14 protein-coding genes and 1 pseudogene are annotated in these 14,622 nt (G+C 71.3%); 6 read left to right on the forward strand and 9 right to left on the reverse strand.

Going from position 1 to position 14,622, the window contains the following annotated elements:
- Positions 1–52: 52 nt before the first annotated feature.
- Positions 53–721, reverse strand: coding sequence for a hypothetical protein (locus ACFWBY_RS02230; protein ID WP_385330505.1), 669 nt, complete (start codon positions 719–721; stop codon positions 53–55).
- 165 nt (positions 722–886) lie between these two features.
- Here ACFWBY_RS02230 and ACFWBY_RS02235 point away from each other — a divergent pair, with 165 nt between their 5' ends.
- From ACFWBY_RS02235 to ACFWBY_RS02245, 3 genes are all read left to right on the forward strand, one after another.
- The gene (locus ACFWBY_RS02235) at positions 887–1,975 is read left to right on the forward strand and encodes an ABC transporter ATP-binding protein (RefSeq protein WP_385330502.1); all 1,089 of its coding nucleotides are present in this window, start codon (positions 887–889) and stop codon (positions 1,973–1,975) included.
- A 201-nt stretch (positions 1,976–2,176) separates the two neighbouring features.
- On the forward strand, positions 2,177–2,590 hold the full coding sequence (locus ACFWBY_RS02240; protein WP_385330500.1) for a hypothetical protein: 414 nt from the start codon (positions 2,177–2,179) through the stop codon (positions 2,588–2,590).
- 67 nt (positions 2,591–2,657) lie between these two features.
- Positions 2,658–3,419, forward strand: a complete 762-nt coding sequence (locus tag ACFWBY_RS02245; RefSeq protein WP_385330498.1) for an NDP-sugar synthase — start codon at positions 2,658–2,660, stop codon at positions 3,417–3,419.
- 155 nt (positions 3,420–3,574) lie between these two features.
- Here ACFWBY_RS02245 and ACFWBY_RS02250 read toward each other — a convergent pair whose 3' ends face one another.
- The 6 genes from ACFWBY_RS02250 to ACFWBY_RS02275 all read right to left on the reverse strand — a co-directional run bounded on the left by ACFWBY_RS02250 (position 3,575) and on the right by ACFWBY_RS02275 (position 9,908).
- Positions 3,575–5,122 carry a DoxX family membrane protein gene (locus tag ACFWBY_RS02250; protein WP_385330495.1) on the reverse strand — a complete coding sequence of 516 codons (1,548 nt, stop codon included), beginning with the start codon at positions 5,120–5,122 and terminating at the stop codon, positions 3,575–3,577.
- A 159-nt stretch (positions 5,123–5,281) separates the two neighbouring features.
- On the reverse strand, positions 5,282–6,253 hold the full coding sequence (rlmB, locus tag ACFWBY_RS02255) for a 23S rRNA (guanosine(2251)-2'-O)-methyltransferase RlmB (RefSeq protein WP_385330492.1): 972 nt from the start codon (positions 6,251–6,253) through the stop codon (positions 5,282–5,284).
- 95 nt (positions 6,254–6,348) lie between these two features.
- Positions 6,349–7,749 (reverse strand): cysteine--tRNA ligase, encoded by a 1,401-nt coding sequence (gene cysS, locus ACFWBY_RS02260; protein WP_385330490.1) that lies wholly within the window; start codon positions 7,747–7,749, stop codon positions 6,349–6,351.
- A 103-nt stretch (positions 7,750–7,852) separates the two neighbouring features.
- A complete protein-coding gene (gene ispF / locus ACFWBY_RS02265; protein ID WP_385330486.1) occupies positions 7,853–8,356 on the reverse strand; it encodes a 2-C-methyl-D-erythritol 2,4-cyclodiphosphate synthase in 504 nt (167 codons plus the stop codon).
- A complete protein-coding gene (ispD, locus tag ACFWBY_RS02270; RefSeq protein ID WP_385330483.1) occupies positions 8,346–9,101 on the reverse strand; it encodes a 2-C-methyl-D-erythritol 4-phosphate cytidylyltransferase in 756 nt (251 codons plus the stop codon). The genes ispF and ispD overlap by 11 nt, the downstream gene beginning before the upstream one ends.
- Before the next feature lie 324 nt (positions 9,102–9,425).
- Positions 9,426–9,908, reverse strand: a complete 483-nt coding sequence (locus tag ACFWBY_RS02275) for a CarD family transcriptional regulator (RefSeq protein WP_003953493.1) — start codon at positions 9,906–9,908, stop codon at positions 9,426–9,428.
- A 604-nt stretch (positions 9,909–10,512) separates the two neighbouring features.
- Between ACFWBY_RS02275 and ACFWBY_RS02280 the strand changes: the two genes are divergently transcribed.
- Complete coding sequence (locus ACFWBY_RS02280; RefSeq protein ID WP_385330481.1) at positions 10,513–11,175, forward strand: DUF461 domain-containing protein; 663 nt, start codon at positions 10,513–10,515, stop codon at positions 11,173–11,175.
- A gap of 133 nt (positions 11,176–11,308) precedes the next feature.
- Here ACFWBY_RS02280 and ACFWBY_RS02285 read toward each other — a convergent pair whose 3' ends face one another.
- Positions 11,309–11,989: a response regulator transcription factor gene (locus tag ACFWBY_RS02285; RefSeq protein ID WP_030387286.1), complete on the reverse strand. Its 681-nt coding sequence runs from the start codon at positions 11,987–11,989 to the stop codon at positions 11,309–11,311.
- Positions 11,986–13,231, reverse strand: a pseudogene (locus ACFWBY_RS02290) (sensor histidine kinase). The gene ACFWBY_RS02285 and the pseudogene ACFWBY_RS02290 overlap by 4 nt, the downstream one beginning before the upstream one ends.
- 218 nt (positions 13,232–13,449) lie before the next feature.
- Here ACFWBY_RS02290 and phoU point away from each other — a divergent pair.
- Together phoU and ACFWBY_RS02300 are read left to right on the forward strand one after the other, a co-directional pair.
- The gene (gene phoU / locus ACFWBY_RS02295) at positions 13,450–14,127 is read left to right on the forward strand and encodes a phosphate signaling complex protein PhoU (RefSeq protein WP_112449136.1); all 678 of its coding nucleotides are present in this window, start codon (positions 13,450–13,452) and stop codon (positions 14,125–14,127) included.
- Positions 14,128–14,256: 129 nt separating this feature from the next.
- The gene (locus ACFWBY_RS02300; protein WP_356657664.1) at positions 14,257–14,403 is read left to right on the forward strand and encodes a hypothetical protein; all 147 of its coding nucleotides are present in this window, start codon (positions 14,257–14,259) and stop codon (positions 14,401–14,403) included.
- The last annotated feature ends 219 nt before the right edge of the window (positions 14,404–14,622 follow it).

Raw genomic sequence — 14,622 nt, forward strand, 5'->3', positions numbered from 1 at the left:
CAGCCCCCGATTGGGGGCGCAGGCACTGCCCCCCGGCAGCACCCCGCCCCCCTCACACCCCCGGGTACCCCGCCCGGACCAGCCTCGGGGCCACCGCCTCCAGGGGGAGGCCCGGGTTGAGGGCGTCGACGATGTCCTGGGTGACCGGGCGCAGTGACCAGACGTGGCGGACGGCCTCCAGGGGGAGGGTGGTCTCGTAGTAGTCCTCGGCGAAGTCGCGGTACGCCTCCGGGGTGCCCGCCGCGAGGACCTCGAAGAGGTAGTCGGCGCCGTCCGGGTCCGAGCTGCCCTCCGGGAACTCCACCTTGCCCGCCCGCCAAACCGTGTCGCCGGTCTCGCGCCAGAAGACGGCGGTCGCGTTGAGCACGCCCTCCTCCGTACAGAACGCCGGCTCCGTCACCAGCGGCCGGAAGGCCTCCGGTATGCCGTCCACCAGCCCGGGCCAGAGCTCGATCCCGTCCTCGCCCCACGGGCTCATCCGTGACTCGTGGTCGAAGCCGCAGCCGAAGACCCCGTCCGCCGTGAAGACGATCGCGTAGTCGTCGCCCGAGCCGTTGTCCATCAGCGCCGCCTCCTCCCCCGGGCCCCAGGCGGAGTCGTACGAGAAGTGGCCGCCGTCCTCGTTGCCGCTGATCACCAGCTCCAGCGCGGCCATCGCCCGGCAGCGGTCGCGCAGGGTCTCGATGTCGGGCAGGGCGCGCGTCAGGTCGTAGATGGTCATGACGGGATGTAAGCAGCCCCCTCTGACAGTCGCGGAAGTCACTGCCGTCCAGGTGCTGACAGGAGGGGTCCGGCCCGGTAGCGTCGGGGCCGAGTCCTGTTACTGGACTAGACCTTCCACTCGGATCGTCCGGCACGTTCCTGCCGGTAGAAGGGATTCACCACCATGGCTTCCGTCACTTTCGACAAGGCGACCCGCCTGTACCCCGGCGGCGACAAGCCCGCCGTCGACCAGCTGGAGCTGGAGATCGAGGACGGCGAGTTCCTCGTCCTCGTCGGCCCCTCCGGCTGCGGCAAGTCCACCTCGCTGCGCATGCTCGCCGGCCTGGAGGACGTGAACGGCGGCGCGATCCGCATCGGCGACCGCGACGTCACGCACCTGCCGCCCAAGGACCGGGACATCGCGATGGTGTTCCAGAACTACGCGCTGTACCCGCACATGTCCGTCGCCGACAACATGGGCTTCGCGCTCAAGATCGCCGGCGAGGACAAGGCCACCATCCGCAAGAAGGTGGAGGACGCGGCGAAGATGCTGGACCTGACCCAGTACCTCGACCGCAAGCCGAAGGCGCTCTCCGGCGGTCAGCGCCAGCGTGTGGCGATGGGCCGCGCGATCGTGCGCAAGCCGCAGGTGTTCCTCATGGACGAGCCGCTGTCGAACCTGGACGCCAAGCTCCGCGTGTCCACCCGCACCCAGATCGCCGCGCTCCAGCGCGACCTCGGGATCACCACCGTCTACGTGACCCACGACCAGGTCGAGGCCATGACGATGGGCGACCGCGTCGCGGTCCTGAAGGACGGTCTGCTGCAGCAGGTCGACACCCCGCGCAACATGTACGACCGCCCCGCGAACCTCTTCGTCGCCGGCTTCATCGGCTCCCCGGCCATGAACCTGGTCGAGGTCCCGATCACCGACGGCGGTGTGAAGTTCGGCGAGAGCGTCGTCCCCGTGTCGCGCGAGGCGCTGTCCGCCGCCGCCGACGCCGGCGACCGTACGGTCACGGTCGGCGTGCGCCCGGAGCACTTCGACATCGGTGACACCGGCGGTCTGACCATCACCGTGAACGTCGTCGAGGAGCTCGGCGCCGACGGGTACGTCTACGGTTCGACGTCGCACTCCGAGGGCTCGCAGGACATCGTGGTGCGCGTGGGCGGCCGCAACGTGCCCGAGAAGGGCTCGACGCTGCGCGTCGTGCCGCGCGCCGGTGAGATCCACGTCTTCTCGACGTCCTCCGGTGCCCGCCTCTCCAACTGACCCGGCTCGTCCGCCGAAGGGGCGTCCCGTCAAGGGGCGCCCCTTCGGCGCGAGTTCCGCCGTTCCCGGGCTCCGAAGATCGGACAGATCGGGCCATTCGGCCCCATGCGTCAACCCTTGATTCGAAAAGTCCCGTCGAACCATCCCCCGACCGGGTGACTAAATGTCGCCATATCTTCACCGAGCGCTACTCTCGCCCTCGTGACCCACACTGCCCGCCGTATCGGCCGATCCCTCGCCCTGGTCCTGCCCGTCGTCCTGGTCCTGTCCGGGACCCTCGCGGTCACCATGGTCCCCTGGGCGGACAACACCCCTTCCCAGATCCTCACCGCGTCCGCCGAGGACGTCTCCGTGGCCGCGAAGCCGCGGGCCGCCCAGGACGTCCTGCGCGACAAGCTGCTGGGCGAGATCCAGCAGGGCGAGCAGCCGGGTGACGTACTCACCCACCTCCAGCAGGAGGTCGACCGGCGGCCGTCGCTCGCCGAGCACTGCGCGGGGATCGCGCGGGCGCTGGGGCGGGCCGCCGTGGACGCCTACGGGCCGACGAAGGCGCAGTCGTTCGCCCGGCCGGTCTGTGACACCGCGTACGCGTCCGGCGTCGCCTCCATGGGCTGACGGCCACCGCACGCCGCAACCGACCACGCCTCAGCCCGCGCTCACGGACAGGCACCCGGACACGGACATGACCCGCGCCGAGTTTCCGCCCCCTTCCCACGCAGCCGCGTTCCCGGCCTCCCCGACCCAGGCAGTCGTCCTGGCGGGCGGCCAGGGTTCGCGGCTGCGGCCGTACACGGACGACCGTCCGAAACCGATGGTCGAGATCCCCGGGACGGGGATGCCGATCATCGGGCACCAACTGGCCTGGCTGGCCTCGGAGGGGGTGACGGACGCCGTCGTCTCGTGCGGGCACCTCGCCGGGGTGCTCCAGAAGTGGCTGGCCGAGGCTCCGTTGCCGCTGCGCGTGACCACGGTCGTCGAGGACGAGCCGCTGGGCCGTGGCGGTGGTCTCAAGTACGCCGCACGGCACCTCCCCCACCCCGACCGAGCCTGGTTCGCGACGAACGGCGACGTGTGGACCCGTTTCTCGCTGCGCGAGATGGCGGCCTTCCACACCGAGCGGGGCGCCACGGCCACCCTCGCGCTGGCGCGGCCGCGCATTCCCTGGGGCGTCGTGGAGATCAACGAGTACGGGCACGTACTGGACTTCATCGAGGCGCCGCAGTCCCCGTATCCGGTGAATGCGGGCGTGTACGTCTTCGGACCCGAATTCGCCGCGCTGCTGCCGGATTTGGGCGACCACGAACGCACGACGTTCCCTCGGCTGGCCCGTGAGCGGCGCCTGGCGGGCTTCCCGCTGCCCCAGGGGGCCTACTGGCGGGCGATCGACACGGCGAAGGACCTGACCGAGGCGGCAAGGGAGTTGGCCGCGCAGAGCGGCGCGTAGCGCCTCCTGGCGGCCCTCCTCGGCCCATACGGTCCCCCGGCACCGCCCACCGCCCCCATCGGCCCCACGGCCCCGCACAGCAACGATCAGGGCCCGGCACGCTCTCGCGTACCGGGCCCTGATCCGCGTGCGCCCGCGTCTGCCGGGCCGTCGGTTCAGCCGAGGAGGCCGCCCACCAGGCCGGGCTTCTTCGGCGGCGTGTCCCCGGTCCCGCCGGAGGTGCCGCCGCTGCTGCCGGTCCCCGAGGAGCTGGCCGGGGGCTTCTGCGGGGTGGACTGGCGGGGGGTGCTGCGCGGGGTCTGGCTGCTGCCGCTGGTGCTCCGGGTCGCGCTGGGCGATCCGGATCCGCTCGCCCCCGGGGCGGTCGAACCGGTCGTGCCGCGGCCGGACTTGGGGGTCGGCGTGGGGGCCGCGGCGGAGGGCTGCGCGACGGGCTTCGAGGGGGTGGGTCGTACGGGCTGCTGCTGGGGGGTGCGGGGCAGGGGCCGTCCGGGCAGGTAGTTGCTGGGGGCCTGGCCCGGTCCGGGGACGGTGACGACGGTGGTGGAACGGACGGCTCCGCCGAGGAGCGAGCCGATGAGCAGGGTCAGGCCGCAGACGATGGTGGCCATGACGGCTCCGCGTCGCAGGACCCGCCGGCGCAGGCGCCAGACTTCGGAGCGCGGACCGAGCGTGCGCCAGGCCTCGCTCGCGAGTCGTCCGTCCAGCGAGTAGACGGGGGCGCCGGCGATGATCAGCGGGCTCCAGGCGGCAAGGTAGATGATGTCGGGGGCGTCGTAGGCGGGGACGGTCTTCCAGCTGACGGTCATGAGCAGCGCCGCGGAGAGCAGGGCGCCGAAGCAGGCCGCGAAGCGCTGCCAGAGGCCGAAGACGGTCAGTACGCCGACGATGACCTGGAGGAAGGCGACGCTGAGGCCGGCGCCGACGGGGTGGGCCAGCGCGAAGTCGCGCAGCGGTTCGGCCAGGGCCCAGGGGTGCAGGGTGTGCAGCCAGGTGACCATGGAGCCGCGCTCGCCGCCGTCGAAGTAGACGGGGTCGCAGAGTTTGCCCATGCCTGCGTAGATGGAGATGAAGCCGAGGAAGACGCGCAGCGGGAGCAGCACGACACCGAGGTTCATCCGGCGGCCGGGGTAGTACGAGGCCTGGCCGCGCGCGTCGCCCGGTGCCCGGCGGGAGTCCGCTGCGGATCCGGCGCCGTCGGGGTGGGCGGCGGCGCGGCCCTCGCGGGCGTAGTCCCGTACGGCGGGCTGCGGGCGGGTCTCGTCGGGATCGCCGTAGGTGCGCTGGCCGATGACGGTGGGGGTGGTGAGGGTGTCGTCGGCGAGGTCGTGGGCGAGGTCGAGGCGCGGGATGACCTGGGTGGCTCCGCCGTCGTACTCGTCGTATCCGCGGCCGTGTTCGCGCACGGCCTGGAGGAGACCGCCCATGGCGGCGCTGGCCGCCTCGTCGCCGGGGGCGGACTTGCCGCTCCAGACGACGGGGCGGCGGCGGGCGGCTCCTGCTCCGGCGGCCGCGAGGACCCCTCCGAGTACGGGGGCGAGCCCGGGGATTCCCGCGGGCTTGGGACGCGCGCTGGGGCTCGGTGCGAGCCGCACGCGGAAGCTGGCGTGGTTGACGATGACCTGTGCGGGGTCGCACGGCACCTTGACCATGCTCAGCGCGGGCTGGTCGTCGAACCCTGGCGTTCTGGTGTCCACACTCATCTAACCGAGTGACGACTGTTTAGGACACTGCCTTGACTTCAGCGATGTGTCCGAGACCCGTCAAATCAAGCCACCCCGCCCGGAAGGGGCGGGGTGGCACGCTCACGGGTCACGGCCTGTGAGCCAAGTGGATCAAGCGGATCGCTCGGATCCGGACAATCAGACGCGGCCGCGGGTCTCGCGGCGGCGGGCGGCCTCGTAGAGGACGACGCCCGCGGCGACGCCGGCGTTCAGCGATTCGGCGCCGCCCGGCATCGGGATGCGCACCAGGTAGTCGCAGTTCTCGCCGACGAGGCGGCCGAGGCCCTTGCCCTCGGAGCCGATGACGATGACGACCGGGCCGCCGAGCACCTCCAGGTCGTGCACGGTGTGCGTGCCTTCGGCGGCGAGGCCGACGACGGTGATGCCCGCCTTCTTGTAGTCCTGGATGGCGCGGGTCAGGTTGGTGACCCGGGAGACCGGAGTGCGGGCGGCGGTGCCGGCCGAGGACTTCCAGGCTCCGGCGGTCATGCTGGCGGCGCGGCGCTCGGGGATGACCACGCCGTGGCCGCCGAAGGCGGAGACGGAGCGGACGATCGCGCCGAGGTTGCGGGGGTCGGTGACGCCGTCGAGGGCGACGATGAGGGGGTCCTCGCCGTTGTCGTACGCGGCGGCGGTGAGCTCCTCCGGGTGCGCGTACTCGTACGGCGGGACCTGGAGGACCAGGCCCTGGTGGTTCAGCCCGTTGGTCAGCCGGTCGAGCTCGGGGCGCGGGGCTTCCATCAGGTTGATGTTGCCGCGCTCGGCCGCGAGCTGGAGGGCCTCGCGGACGCGCTCGTCGTTGTCGATGAACTGCTGGACGTACAGGGTGGTGGCCGGTACGCCGTCACGCAGGGCCTCGAAGACCGGGTTGCGGCCGACGACCATCTCGCTGGTGCCCTTGGGGCCGCCGCGGCGGGGGGCGGGACGGCGCTTGGCGGCCTGGCGGGCCATGGCGTTGCTGATGCGGTTGGCCTTGTGCTTCTTGCGGTCCTCGGCCTTGGGCGTGGGGCCCTTGCCCTCGAGGGCCTTGCGCCGCTGGCCACCGCTGCCGACCGTCGCGCCCTTCTTGTTGGACGTGCGACGGTTCCTGCGCTGGCTGTTCCCGGCCATGACCTCTACCTGATTTCGTTGGTGCTGCGATATGTACGTATGAAGAGTGTGGCGCCCGGTACGCCGGGCGGCACAACGGGACTGCTCCGGTGGGCTCAGCGGGGGCCGAGCGACCAGCGGGGTCCGGTGGGGCTGTCCTCGATGACCAGCCCGGACTGCTGCAGCTGGTCCCGGATGGCGTCGGCGGTGGCCCAGTCCTTGCGGGCGCGAGCGGACTCGCGCTGCTCGAGGACCAGGCGCACGAGGGTGTCCACGGCTCCGTGCAGGTCCTCGCCACGGTCCGCTTCACCCGCCCAGTGCGGGTCGAGGGGGTCGAGGCCGAGGACGCCCAGCATGGCCCGTACCTCGGAGAGGCGGGCGATGGCCGCGTCCTTGTCGTCGGCGGCGAGCGCGCTGTTCCCCTGGCGGACGGTGGTGTGGATGATGGCGAGCGCCTGCGGGACGCCCAGGTCGTCGTCCATGGCCTCCGCGAAGGCGGGCGGGACCTCGGTCGCCGGCTCGACGGTCTTGCCGGCCTTCTCGATGACGCGCTGGATGAACCCCTCGATGCGCGCGAACCCGGACTCGGCCTCGCGCAGCGACTCCACGCTGTACTCGATCATCGAGCGGTAGTGCGGGGTCCCGAGGTAGTAGCGCAGGACGATCGGGCGCCACACCTTGAGCATCTCGGAGACGAGGACGGAGTTGCCCAGCGACTTGGACATCTTCTCGCCGGAGAGGGTGACCCAGGCGTTGTGCATCCAGTACTTCGCGAACTCGTCGCCGAAGGCCTTGGCCTGGACGATCTCGTTCTCGTGGTGCGGGAAGATCAGGTCGAGCCCGCCGCCGTGGATGTCGAAGGCGCTGCCGAGGTACTTGTGCGCCATCGCGGAGCACTCGAGGTGCCAGCCGGGGCGGCCGCGGCCCCACGGGGTGTCCCAGTCGGGCTCCCCGGGCTTGGAGGCCTTCCACATGGCGAAGTCGCGCGGGTCGCGCTTGCCGGTGATGCCCTCCTCGGCGGGCTGGCGCAGGTCGTCGATGTTCTGGTTCGACAGCTCCAGGTAGCCGGGGAAGGAGCGCACGTCGAAGTAGACGCTGCCGTCGGCCTCGTAGGCGTGGCCGCGCGCGATGAGCTCGCGCATCATCTCGATCATCTCCGGCACGTGGCCGGTGGCGCGCGGCTCGTACGTGGGCGGGAGGCAGCCCAGCGCGTCGTAGCCGTCGTTGAACGCGCGCTCGTTCTCGTACCCGATGGACCACCAGGGGCGGCCCTGGTCCCCCGACTTCGCGATGATCTTGTCGTCGATGTCGGTGACGTTGCGGATGAAGGTGACGTCGAGGCCGCGGTAGGTGAACCAGCGGCGCGCGATGTCGAAGTTCAGGTAGGAGCGGACGTGCCCGATGTGCGGGGCCGCCTGCACAGTGGCACCGCAGAGGTAGATCGAGACGCAGCCCGGGACGAGCGGGGTGAAGTCACGGATCTGCCGGGCGCTGGTGTCGTACAGGCGAATAGTCACGGCATCCAGGGTAGTGCGCCTGTAGCAGTGCCCCGCGACCCTTTGGGTACGCGGGGCCCGCTTTGTTGTCGAAGAGCCGCGGGCGCGGCCCCCGTACGGGGTACTAGGACCGGTTCGTCCGATAGACGAGGGCCGTGGCGATGGCGGCGAGGCCTTCGGCGCGGCCGGTCAGGCCCAGACCGTCGGTGGTGGTGCCGGAGAGGGACACGGGGGCGCCCGCCGCGGCGGTGAGCGTCTTCTGCGCTTCCTCGCGCCGCTTGCCGATCTTCGGGCGCACGCCGATCACCTGGATCGCGATGTTGCCGATCTCGAAGCCCTCGGCGCGCACGATGCGTGCGGCCTCCGCCAGGAGGGTGATCCCGGCGGCGCCGGACCACTCGGGCCGCGAGGTGCCGAAGTGCGCTCCGAGGTCGCCGACCCCGGCGGCGGAGAAGAGGGCGTCGCAGGCGGCGTGCGCGGCCACGTCGCCGTCGGAGTGTCCGGCGAGGCCGTCCTCACCCTCCCAGAGCAGGCCGGCGCACCACAGTTCGCGGCCGGTCTCGAAGGCGTGGACGTCGGTGCCGATGCCGACGAGCGGGATCAGCGGGGCGTCGGGGCTAGTAGGCATCGGTGGCCCTCCTGCGGGCGAGTACGGCCTCGGCGAGGACCAGGTCGAGCGGGCGGGTGACCTTGAAGGCCTCTTCGTGGCCGGGGACCACGACGACGGTGACGCCGAGCTGTTCGACCATCCCGGCGTCGTCGGTGGCGCCTTCGCCGTCGGCCGCGGCCGCTGCGAACTTCTCGTGCGCGCGCAGCAGCGTGGCGACGTCGAAGCCCTGGGGGGTCTGCACGGAACGCAGCCGGGCGCGTACGGGGGTGGCGACGACCGGCTCGGGCTCGCCGGGCCTGCCCGGCTCGACCTCCTTGACGGTGTCGGCCAGCGGCATCGCGGGCACGACGGCGGGTGCGCCGTCGCGGACGGCCTCGACGACGGAGTCGACCGTGTCCACGGGGACGAGCGGGCGGGCCGCGTCGTGGACGAGTACGGCGGTGATGTCGGCGGGGAGCGCGTCGAGGCCGGCGCGTACGGACTCCTGCCGGGTCCGGCCACCGGCGACGACCAGCACCTCCGTGCGGTCGGGCAGCGCGTGCTCGTCGAGCATCCGGCGCACCTCCCCGGTGTCGGCGGGAGGGGCGACGACCACGACGAGGGAGACCGCGCGGGAGCGCGCCATGGCGCGGACGGCGTGGATGAGCATGGGCAGGCCGCCCAGGGTCCGCAGGGCCTTGGGGGCGCCGGGACCGAGACGGACCCCGCGGCCGGCGGCCGGGATCACCGCGGCGGTGCGGTGGGGGCGCGATTCGTCAGACATCAGTAGCTCCGAGCCAGGTTTGTGACTTCGGCCGACATGGGTATGGCCTGAAGGGTGCCGGGTGCGACGCCCCTCGCCCCTTCCGTGACGACCGGTCGAGTCGGCTGCCCGGACCCGGCACGCCAGTGAACGATGTCGACTTGTTCGGACACAGCCGTCAGGACAGGCATTTCAGACATTGGTGCGTACAGACATTGGTCCGTACTGGGCATGGATACAGACATGCCGCAGCGCCCGGCAACAAGTTTCCTTGTCATCGGGCACCGCGGCACAACTATGTACGACCGGGCAACTGTGCGTGACCAGGGCGTACGGGCGATCGCGTCAGGACGCGAGCACCTCGTCGAGGAGGGCTTCCGCCTTGTCCTCGTTGGTGTTCTCAGCGAGCGCGAGCTCGCTCACCAGGATCTGACGCGCCTTCGCGAGCATGCGCTTCTCGCCCGCCGAGAGCCCGCGCTCCCGCTCACGTCGCCACAGGTCGCGCACGACTTCGGCGACCTTGATGACATCGCCAGAAGCGAGCTTCTCCAGATTTGCCTTGTAGCGCCGGGACCAGTTCGTCGGCTCTTCTGCATACGGTGCGCGAAGCACCTCGAAGACCCGGTCCAGCCCGTCCTGGCCGACTACGTCGCGAACACCGACGAACTCCGCATTGTCCGCAGGCACCCGAACCGTCAGGTCGCCCTGGGCGACCTTGAGCACCAAGTAGGTCTTGTCCACGCCTTTGATCTGACGAGTCTCAATGGCCTCGATCAGCGCGGCCCCGTGATGGGGATAGACCACGGTGTCGCCAACCTTGAACGTCATGTGACAGGTACCCCTTCCGTGGCTATCCAGGGTAACACGAGAATCGACCGTTATGAATGGCGTTTTCGCAGGTCAGGGCACATCTCGGGGCTTGACAACACAGACAGGAACGTGCTGCGAGAGGCTTCCGCGAGGGGGTATTCGCAGGTCGGAGGTGCTGTGCGGACCGGGCGAAACGGCTACGTTACACCTGCCCAAGACCCCTGCCCGTGTGGCGTACGTCCTGTTTTGCCGGTTTCGATGGCGAGAAACCGAACTACTCCGTTCGACTGGCGGCCGCCCCGGCCGGGCGCGTTCCGGCCCAATCCGGAATTCGATCACCGGGCGGCGATCGCGGGGAATCCGGAATTGATCACCGGGTGTCCCGCGGCCCTTTTCCGCGAATGAAAGATCACCCGGCAGCGGCGGCGCCGGGACGCGAACCGGACAGGGCCGCCCCCACGCTGCGGAGGGTCGGGTGCGGGGGCGGGGCGGCGGCTCGGTAACCTAAGCGCGCTGCACCCCCTTAGAGCGGCCTTACCCCGGCCGTCCCGAGGGGCATCTCCCTGCGGTCACCGGGGGAGTCCACCCTTCCGATTCGTACGTCCAAGGAGAAGCCGCCGCCGTGAGCCGCAGCCTTCGACGCGGCGCCCTCGCCGCTACCGCCGTCGTGTTCTCGATCGCCTCGCTGGCCGCCTGCGGTGCGGGTCAGGATGCCGAGACTCTCCAGGTCAAGCCGGACAACGCCTCCGTCACCAAGGGCGACATCAAGATCCAGAACGCCCTGGTGGTCACGCAGGAGAAGGACAAGAAGGGCCCGGCCGCCGTCACCGCGACGGTGTTCAACGCCGGCGTCAAGGACCAGACGATCGACGCCATCACCCTGGGCGGTGGCAAGTCCACCGTCACCCTGAAGCCCGCGGGCGCCGGGTCCAAGGTGGTCGTCCCGGCCGGCGGCTCCGTCGTCGTGGGCGGCAAGGGCAACGCCTCCGCCCTCGTCTCCGGCGGACACGAGTCCCTCGCGGACGGCAACGTCCAGACGGTCGTCTTCCAGCTGAGCACCTCCGGTGACGTGGCGCTCGAAGCCTTCGTCGTCCCGGCGACCGGCATGTACGCGGACTACGGCCCGACCGTGGCCCCGGCCGCGGGCGGCGCGCCGTCGGGCGGTCCGTCCGGCAGCCCCTCGGGCAGCCCGTCCGGCTCGCCGGCGGGCACGCCGTCCGCCCCGGCGTCGGGCAGCCCCGCGGGCACGGCGTCCGGGTCCCCGTCCCCCGGCGCGGGCCACTGAGGCGCGGCACCGTACACACGGCAACGGCCCCCGTCCGCTCGATGCGGACGGGGGCCGTTCCCGTACCCCTTATGAGTGCTCCTCGGGAGCCCGGCTTCCCTCAGGGCTACGGCCCGTCGGTTCGCGCTGCGGCTTACGGCTCGAACTTGTAGCCGAGGCCGCGGACCGTGACCAGGTAGCGCGGCGCGCCCGGGTCCGGCTCGATCTTGGCGCGCAGGCGCTTCACGTGGACGTCGAGGGTCTTGGTGTCGCCGACGTAGTCGGCGCCCCAGACCCGGTCGATGAGCTGCATGCGGGTCAGCACGCGGCCCGCGTTGCGCAACAGCATCTCCAGCAGGTCGAACTCCTTGAGCGGGAGGTCCACCTTGCCGCCGGCGACGGTGACCACGTGGCGGTCGACGTCCATGCGGACGGGGCCCGCCTCCAGGGCCGCCGGGGTGACCTCCTCCGGCTCGCCGCGGCGGCGCAGGACCGCGCGGATGCGGGCGACGAGCTCCCGCGAGGAGAACGGCTTCGTGACGTAGTCGTCGGCTCCTATCTCCAGTCCGACGACCTTGTCGATCTCGCTGTCCTTGGCGGTGACCATGATCACGGGGACGTTGGAGCGACCGCGCAGCTGTCGGCACACCTCCGTGCCGGGCAGGCCGGGCAGCATCAGGTCGAGGAGGACGAGGTCGGCGCCGTTGCGCTCGAACTCGTCGAGCCCGTCGGGCCCCGTCGCGGCGATCGCGACCTCGAAGCCCTCCTTGCGGAGCATGTAGGACAGGGCGTCGCTGAAGGATTCCTCATCCTCGACGACGAGCACTCGGGTCACGGAAGGACCTCCGGGGCAGGAATGGCTGGTGCGGTTGACGGGTCAGGCAGGGGTCGGGTGAGCGCGGGGTGCCGGCGCGGGGACCGGCGCGGCCGCTTCGGGGAGTCGCAGGGTGAACGTGGAGCCCTGGCCCTCCGAGCTCCATACCGACACCTCCCCGCCGTGCGAAGCCGCTACGTGCTTCACGATCGCGAGGCCCAGACCGGTTCCTCCCGTGGCGCGGGAGCGGGCCGGGTCGACGCGGTAGAAGCGTTCGAAGATGCGCTCGCGGTCCTTTTCCGGGATGCCGATGCCCTGGTCGGTCACGGCTATCTCGATCAAGTCTCCACCCGGCGCGGTGACCCGGCGCGCGGCGATGCCGACGCGGGTGCGGGCCGGACTGTAGTTGACGGCGTTCTCGACGAGGTTCCCGAGGGCGGCCGCGAGCTGTCCCCGGTTCCCCCATACCCGCAGGTCGGCGGTGCCGCCGGCGGCCATGGTGATCTGCTTCGCGGACGCGGTGTGGCGGCAGCGGTCTATGGCCTCGGCCACGAGCGTGTCCACCCGTACGGGCTCGGCGTCCTCCAGCGGGTCGTCGTTCTGCACCCGGGAGAGGTCTATGAGTTCCTGTACGAGGTTGATCAGGCGGGTGGCCTCGATCTGCATGCGGCCGGCGAAGCGGTGGACGGCCTCGGGGTCGTCCGAGGCGTCCATGACGGCCTCGGACAGCAGGGAGATCGCTCCGACCGGGGTCTTGAGCTCGTGCGAGACGTTGGCGACGAAGTCGCGGCGGACGGCCTCGATGCGGCGCGCCTCGGTGAGGTCCTCGACCAGGAGGAGCACCAGGCGCGAGCCGAGCGGGGCCACGCGCGCCGAGACGGCTAGGGCCTCGCCGCGGCCGGTGCCGCGCCGGGGCAGGTCCAGCTCCACCTGTCGTATCTCCCCGTCGCGGCGGGTGTCGCGGGCCATGTGGAGCATGGGCTCCACGGCCAGCTTGCCGCCGCGGACCAGACCGAGGGCATATGCCGCCGAGCTGGCCTTGACGACCGCGTCCCCCTCGTCGAGGACGACGGCGGAGGAGCGCAGTACGGAGAGGACGGTGTCCACTCCCGGCGGGAGCACCGCGTTGATATCGGGGCGCATGGAGCTCCGGGTGGGGCGGGCTTGGTCGCGCTCGCTCCAGCGGAACGCCAGCATCGCGATCACACCGGTACAAAGACCGGCGATCGCTGCAGCTGCGGCGACCGCCGCGTTCACGTCCATGACTCCAGGTTAAGCAGGCCGGACGACACTTCCACAGCCGTTCGGGTGGCACCTCGAACAGTCGTCGCCCAGAGTTCACCCTGGCGACGGGGTTGATTCACTTGTGGTGCCGGAGTCGGTCGCGTTCGGGGGTCACCGTGTCAACGTGGGGCAGGAGGCCGCCCCGGCCCGGCCCCGGGCATCAGCGAGCAGTAGGCAGTAGGCAGAGAGGGACACCCATGCGTGACGCGTACCACGAGGAACTGGACTCGATCGGAGAAGGCCTGGTCGAAATGGCCCGGCTGGTCGGTTCCGCCATCGGGCGGGCCACGACCTCCATGCTCGACGCCGACCTGAAGCTCGCCGAGAGCGTCATCGCAGCGGACCAGAAGGTCGACGACCTCCAGCACGACCTGGAGGCACGCGCCATCGCGCTGCTCGCCCGCCAGCAGCCGGTCGCGACCGACCTGCGCATCGTCGTCACCTCGCTGCGCATGAGCGCGGACCTGGAGCGCTCCGGCGACCTGGCCCAGCACGTGGCCAAGCTCGCCCGGCTGCGCTTCCCGGACACGGCCGTCCCGCGCGACCTGCACGCCACCATCCTGGAGATGGGGCAGCTGGCGCAGCGCCTGATGGCGAAGGCCGCCGAGGTCATCATCACGAAGGACGTAGACCTGGCGCTCCAGCTGGAGCAGGACGACGACGAGATGGACCAGCTGCACCGCACGCTGTTCCAGCACCTGATGGACGACCGCTGGAAGCACGGCATCGAGACCGCCGTCGACGTGACGCTGCTGGGCCGCTACTACGAGCGCTTCGCGGACCACGCGGTGTCGGTCGCCAAGCGCGTCGTCTACCTGGTGACGGGCGAGCACGCGGACGAGCTCCAGCCGCCGACACAGGTCGAGGGCGTCTGACGCTCCCGGCCCGGGCGCATCGCGCGCCCGGCCGGTAGGCGTCAACAACGAGCCCCCAATGCGCCGTTGACGCGGCGGTCCGGCTGGGCATCAATGAGGGCGAAGGCACAACGCCTACGAGGAGGATCCATGCCCGATTCCCCCGTCCCCATCACCCCGGAGCAGGAAGCGCAGCCCCCGGAAGGGCTGCGCCTCCCGCTGCTCGCGGCCTGCGGCTGCGGCTCGGGCTGCGGCTGCGGCTGCCAGTCAGGCGCCCCCTGCCAGTGCGGCGGCTGACCGCCCCCCGCCCGACCCGTTCCACCCGAAGGGCCCGCCCGGCCCCATGCCGGCCGCGGCCCTTCGCAGCGCGGGCGGAGCACGCCCCCGCTCGAGCGACAAAGCCCCCTGCCCGCGGGAAGACCGCGGCCAGGGGGCCAATGCGTGCAGGGGGCGTTACGTCTTGGCAAGCCGGATAGCGGCCGGGTCCGGCGCAGGCGGTGGCTTGGCTGCTCGCCA

This window comes from Streptomyces sp. NPDC060049 (assembly GCF_042736715.1).
Lineage (GTDB): Bacteria > Actinomycetota > Actinomycetes > Streptomycetales > Streptomycetaceae > Streptomyces.